The sequence below is a fragment of the Acinetobacter sp. 251-1 genome (assembly GCF_030329305.1).
Lineage (GTDB): Bacteria > Pseudomonadota > Gammaproteobacteria > Pseudomonadales > Moraxellaceae > Acinetobacter > Acinetobacter piscicola_A.
Window position 1 is genome coordinate 1 of record NZ_JACANS010000026.1, and the last position, 6265, is coordinate 6265.

3 protein-coding genes and 4 pseudogenes are annotated in these 6265 nt (G+C 38.7%); 5 read left to right on the top strand and 2 right to left on the bottom strand.

Going from position 1 to position 6265, the window contains the following annotated elements; translation table 11 throughout:
• Positions 1 to 348: 348 nt before the first annotated feature.
• A complete protein-coding gene (gene rsmB, locus HX129_RS16215; protein WP_130075396.1) occupies positions 349 to 1659 on the bottom strand; it encodes a 16S rRNA (cytosine(967)-C(5))-methyltransferase RsmB in 1311 nt (436 codons plus the stop codon).
• On the bottom strand, positions 1656 to 2618 hold the full coding sequence (gene fmt, locus HX129_RS16220) for a methionyl-tRNA formyltransferase (RefSeq protein WP_130075397.1): 963 nt from the start codon (positions 2616 to 2618) through the stop codon (positions 1656 to 1658). The genes rsmB and fmt overlap by 4 nt, the downstream gene beginning before the upstream one ends.
• Before the next feature lie 199 nt (positions 2619 to 2817).
• On the opposite strand from fmt, the gene HX129_RS16225 reads away from it, so the two are divergent.
• From HX129_RS16225 to HX129_RS17820, 5 genes and pseudogenes are all read left to right on the top strand, one after another.
• Entirely contained in the window at positions 2818 to 3780 is a 963-nt protein-coding gene (locus tag HX129_RS16225) for an IS30 family transposase (protein ID WP_130075398.1), read from the top strand.
• 362 nt (positions 3781 to 4142) lie between these two features.
• Positions 4143 to 4227, top strand: a pseudogene (locus HX129_RS17745) (ESPR domain-containing protein); the annotation flags it as partial.
• Between the two features lie 218 nt (positions 4228 to 4445).
• Positions 4446 to 4805: pseudogene (locus tag HX129_RS17810) on the top strand (ESPR domain-containing protein); the annotation flags it as partial.
• Positions 4806 to 4988: 183 nt separating this feature from the next.
• Positions 4989 to 5075: pseudogene (locus HX129_RS17815) on the top strand (hypothetical protein); the annotation flags it as partial.
• Positions 5076 to 5336: 261 nt separating this feature from the next.
• Positions 5337 to 6265 (top strand): annotated as a pseudogene (locus HX129_RS17820) (hypothetical protein); the annotation flags it as partial.

Below are 6265 nucleotides of genomic sequence, written 5' to 3' on the forward strand. Positions count from 1 at the left end.
ATTCAGTTTTTTGTCGTGATTAAATTGTGACTCAAATGCCTATTCTTTATCAAATTTCTTATCCCGAATTCACGTTATTTAGAGATAAGCCTTCGGCTCGACCTACTTTTGTTTCGACAAAATGAGCAGTGAAACTGCGCAAGGAAACCATCTTGCGAAGCTTCGCTTCTCATCGTAAAACTCGACAAATACCGCAAATAATGTATTGCAAAAACATGATCAATCATTGGTAGTCCTGCCTCAAACAATTACGGATGACGTTTTCGCGTTTCAATTTATGATTAAAAGCAGAAAAAATCATTCCAAAGATATATTATAAAACTTTTATTGATTGGTATTAGCAAATCATTAGGCAATTTTTTGGATTTTACAATAATAAAAACCATCACCAAAACCTGTTTCAGGTAATAGTTGATGACCATGAATTTGACTTAAACCCCATTTTGCCTCAATTTTAATTTCTTGAGCATCGGTATGTTCGGCAAAGAAATTCACCATTTGCTGTTCATTTTCAGCTTTTAAAATTGAGCAAGTGATATACAGCAAAGTGCCTCCAACTTTGAGTTGCTGCCACATCTGATTTAAAATTTGTTTTTGCAAATCGGCTGTTTGTTGGATGTCACTTGACTGGCGTAGCAAACGGATATCGGGATTGCGGCGCATCACCCCAATCGCTGAACATGGTGCATCCAACACGATACAGTCCACCGCTTCGGGTGCAATCCATGTGGTAGCATCCGCAGTTAAAATTTCCACTTCACTGATCGTGTTAAGTTGTAAACGCTCTAAATTTTCTGACACACGGACTAAACGTTTGGCATCATGATCAAGAGCAATCAGTTTTTTGGGTTGGAATTTTTCCAAAATGTGTGCAGTTTTTCCACCGGGTGCGGCGCAAGCATCGACCACGATTTTATCATCTAAGTTTGGAAGCAATGTTGCACAGAATTGCGCATGCTCATCCTGAACAGAAAAGCCACCTTCTGCAAAACCAGGTAAATGAGTGATATTGGTATTTTGCTCAAGTACAATACCAACATCGGATAAATCACAGGCATGTGCGTTGATCCCAGCCTCATCCAAAATATCTAGATATTCATCACGACTGACTTGACGTTCATTGATGCGCAGCGTAAGAGGTGCAGTTTGTTTTAAGTTATGACACAGCTCATCTGCATACTCAGGCCAATCTTTCTTTAAACGTTTAAATAACCAACTTGGCAAGCCATGTGCTTGATCCAGCGCAGTTTGGAATTCTGAGGTTTCACGTGAAACACGACGTAGAATCGCATTCACCACGCCGCCCATAGCTTCATAACCTAACTGCTTCGTTGCAGTCACGGTTTCAGAAATTGCTGCATGCGCAGGAATACGGGTACAGAGCAACTGATATAAACCGAGATACAAGCACGTTTCGATCGAAGCATTATTTAATGGTTTATTCAGTAAAGGTAAAGTAATGGCTTTCAGTGCATACCATTGACGTAGAGTTCCTAATACTAACTCATGAAATAAAGCACGATCACGCTCAGCCACATTTTCCAAATTTTGGTGAAGAAAGCTATTTAAAGATTTGCCATCTTGCACAGAAAGTAAAGTACGAACCACTTGCGCACGTAAATTCACTGTTGGTTTTGCAGAGGGATGTTTTTGGCTCATGCGAAGATTTGTCCTACAGTTAATTTTTGAGTTTGGTTAATTTGCACGGCATTTAGTGCCTTACCACCTGGCCATTGTAAGTTTGTGATACAGATGGCTTTCTGATCGCCACATGCCACATGTACGCCATTTTTGTCTAATGCAATGATTTCACCAGCTTGTTTATTACTCGCATCCAAAGGTGAAAGAACAGAATTCCATACCCGTAAGTTATGATTTTCATCGATTGGGGTAAATGCCACAGGCCAAGGATTAAAGGCACGAATATTACGATCAATCTCCACCGCTGCGAGCGACCAGTCGATGTGTGCTTCAGCTTTGGATAGTTTAGTGGCATAGACAGTTAGCGCTTCATCTTGTACTTCTCGCTCTGCTAAATATTTTTGTAAACTTTGCTCAGAAGCCAGTACCGTACAAATTGCTTCCGCCCCTTGTAATGCCAATTTGTCATGCAAAGTCGCAGAAGTATCAGTTGCTTCAATTGGACAAATAGTTTTGAACATCATATCGCCCGTGTCTAAGCCCGCTGCCATTTTCATGATGGTGACACCTGTTTCATTGTCACCCGTAGCAATGGCACGTTGGATTGGTGCTGCACCTCGCCAACGTGGTAAGAGTGAGCCATGAATATTTAAGCAACCATATCTTGGCGTATCTAAAACGGCTTGTGGGAGGATCAAGCCATAAGCTGCGACCACCATTACATCTGCATCTAAATCTGCTAAAGCGTGCTGAGCGGCTAAACCCTCTTCAGTCGATGCTTTAAAATTTAAGGGTTGATAAACAGGTAGATCGTGTTCTAAAGCCAATTGTTTAACTGCAGATGCTGTCAGTTTTTGTCCACGACCTGCTTTACGGTCTGGTTGAGTATAAACTGCCACAATTTCATGATTTGTTTTTAACAGTGCTGCAAGCGCATGTGCTGCAAATTCAGGTGTTCCTGCAAATATGATTTTCAAAGCTTAGACTCATAGACAAAATTTGCATTATAGCAAAGCTAGATCAAATCAGACTTTTTTAAGCGATTTTAGTTCGAATTAGAAAATTAAAAGATCGTGGATTCAAATCACAAGTGCGACACATTTGTAGTTAGTTGAAAAAGTTAGGTGTATGCATAGAATCATTAGACTTTTTCAACTCGCAATTGGAAAGCACACAATGAAGAAATACACCCAACTTTCTCAAGATGAAAGATACGAAATTTATGCTACTTTGAAAAGTAAAAGTTCAATCGCTACCCTTGCTCGGGAGTTAGGGCGTTCACGATCAACCATCTACCGTGAGTTAAAAAGAAATACTGGGCAACGTGGATATAGAGCTCAACAGGCAGCGAAATTTGCAAGTCAAAGACGGTACCATCCTTCATCATCCATGACAGCATTTGCCTTCGCTTATATTGATTACTTAATTGGCTTAGACTGGTCACCAGAACAAATTTCAGGTGCTTTAACACAACGCGGTTGGCTGGATGTACCTTCACATGAGTGGATTTACCAGCACATTTATCAAGATAAATCACAAGGAGGTAAACTCCATCTACACTTAAGGCATCAGAAGAAATATCGAAAACGAGGTTACAAAAACACGGATCGTAGAGGGCAAATCATTGATAAAACAAGTATTCATTGCCGAGACCAGGTCATTGATCAGCGACAACGTTTAGGAGATTTCGAAGGTGATACGGTGATTGGTAAACATCATAAAGGAGCTTTATTAACCCTCGTTGATCGAAAGAGCCTGTACGTACATATTGTTCATTTAGGGTCAACGAGAGCATCCTCTAAAACGATTACTTGTGCATTAGATCGTTTACGAATGAGCCATGCTTATAGTGTAACATTTGATAATGGAAAGGAATTTGCCGAACACAAAAGAATTACTGATGTCGGCATAGATACTTATTTTGCTGATCCTTACAAGTCTATTCAGCGAGCTAGAAATGAAAATACGAATGGTTTAATCCGGCAATATCTGCCAAAATCATCATCGTTTGATGACGTGTCAAACGATGAAATAGAGCAGATAGAATTTTCACTCAACCATCGTCCTAGAAAAACACTAGGCTGGTATAAGCCAAGTGAAGTTATGGCTGGTTTTTATACTGTTGCACTTGCTGCTTGAATCCGCCGATAATAAAAAACAATTTATGTTAATTTTAATAAAATCAAATTCTAATTTTATGATAATTAAAATACTTATTTATTACAATAACTTAATTTTTATGCACAAAAGTAGCTAAAGTTTTAATTATTCTTAATTATATGAATAATAGTTATTTTTATAAAATTATGGTTAAATAACAAACTAGTAAAGAATGGTTTGGAACAACATCATAAAAGCGTAAAAAGTGCGAAAAAATTCACATAATTATATTGATTTTTGATGTGGTTCGTTATTTAATTGTAATTAATTTTGTGTGATTTATAGACGCTTTTGTAAGAGTTCTAAAGTAGGCTCTCAGCGTCACCCTAGAGGAATATCTAATGAATAAGATTTATAAAGTGATTTGGAATGCAACCTTGGGTACTTGGGTGGCGGTGTCTGAGATTACTAAAGGTAAAGGCAAGACAAAAAGTGGTGTAAAAAATATTCAAAAATTATCTATCTTGCCTCGTAACCATCAAATTTTTAATAAAATATTATATATAAATATATTATCTTTTTCAATAAGTGTTGTGTTTTCATCCTCTGTATTAGCTGGAGCTTTGGATGGGGGAAGTGTTTATCTAAATTGTAATCCAACAGATAGTAACGGAAGTTGGACTGCAGGAACGGCTGGTCAAAGTGTGGCTATAGGCGCATATGCATGTGCGCCTAGTGATCAGGCTCTAGCAATTGGTGCAAATACATATGCAAAGGGGAACTCTTCTATATCTATTGGTGGGGATGATCTTAATAAAGTAGCTGGTGAATCTAATAATACTGTTGCTGCACAAACATATAAAAAATTAACAGGTGATAATCTAATTGCTAACTATGATGCTAAAACTGGAGTTGGACATCAATATATTAATACTGAATCCGGAAATGGAGCTGTTGCATTAGGAGTACAATCTATAGCGAAAGGGGATTTAGCAACAGCATTTGGTACACGAACAAATGCTCAAGGAATAGCAAGCGTCGCTTTGGGAGTAGGTTCGTATGCTTCTAAGGATGGTTCAGTTGCTTTGGGTGCTGGTAGTACCACTGCGACTAATGCTAGTAAAGTTACTGAAGCAAAGATAAATGGAGTTAATTTTTTAAATTTTGCAGGTGGAACAAATTTTGCTGGGGATGCTTCAGATACAGGTCGTCAGGTTTCTGTTGGAAATGTAGGTAATGAGCGTCAAATTAAAAATGTAGCAGCTGGGGCTATTTCAGCTACTTCTACTGATGCATTAAATGGTAGTCAGGTTTATGCTGTTACAAATACTTTAATAGATCAAATTCAATTAACAAAGTCTACATCGCCAATAGTTTATACAGATGTTTTAGGTAATAAAGTAACTAAAGCGAATGATGGTAAATGGTACTCATCCTCTTTTGTCGATGCTGGTGGTAATAAGATAGGCTCTCCAACAGAAGTCCTAGCATCTAATATTTCAACTAGATTACAAGATGCTAATGGTTCGACAAAAAATTCTATTGAACTAAAAAATGTGAAAGCAGGTGATTTAAGTGCGGTATCTACGGATGCGGTGAATGGTAGTCAGTTATTTACAACCAACAAAAACGTAGCGACCAATACTACTAACATCACCAAAAATGCGGGTGACATCACCAACTTGCAAAACCAAACATGGAAATTGCAAGCGAATGGAGATGGTGCTTCAGCGGTTAAAGCCAGTGATACAGTTCAGTTCTTAAATGGAACAAATGTCGAGATTAAACGTAACGGCAACGACATTACGATAGGCAGTGTAGCAAAACCAGTTTATGACAGTATTACAGTAAACAATGCACCAACTGATGGTACAGATGTTACGAATAAAACCTATGTAGATGGTAAAGTTCAAACTGTTACCAATACACCATTAACCTTTGTAGGTGATGATGCTACGGTTAAAGTTGAGCGTAAATTGGGCGAAACCTTAAAAGTAGAAGGTGGTGCGACAGGTACATTAACGGATGGCAATATTGGTGTAGTTGCAGATGCAGCAAGCAACAAGCTAACAGTTAAACTTGCAGAAGATTTAAAAGATTTAAACAGTGTAACCACAGGTGGCACGACTGCGAACCCAGAAAAAACTGTATTGAACAAAGATGGCTTGACGGTGACAGATGGTACAAGTACCACGACGATCGGTGCAGACAAAATCACGGTAGGTACAGGTAATAAGCCAGTTACGATTGATGGTACAACAGGTACGGTGAATGGTTTAACCAATAAAACATGGACAGCAGGTCAAGCACCAGTCTCAGGCCAAGCAGCAACTGAAGATCAATTGAAGTCAGTAAGTGATGCGCAACAAGCGACAGATGATATTGCGGTTAAATACAATACGAAAACAGATCCAAACGATCCGACTAAAACGATCATTGACCGTGATAATGTGACCTTTGCAGGAACGACAGGTGGATCTGTTACGAAGAATGCTGATGGTAGCTTCACAGCGATGACAGGTGG

Excerpts from the sequence above, each read along its gene's own strand:
- rsmB (WP_130075396.1), bottom strand. The coding sequence starts at position 1,659 with ATGAGCCAAAAACATCCCTCTGCAAAACCAACAGTGAATTTACGTGCG.
- HX129_RS16225 (WP_130075398.1), top strand. The coding sequence starts at position 2,818 with ATGAAGAAATACACCCAACTTTCTCAAGATGAAAGATACGAAATTTAT.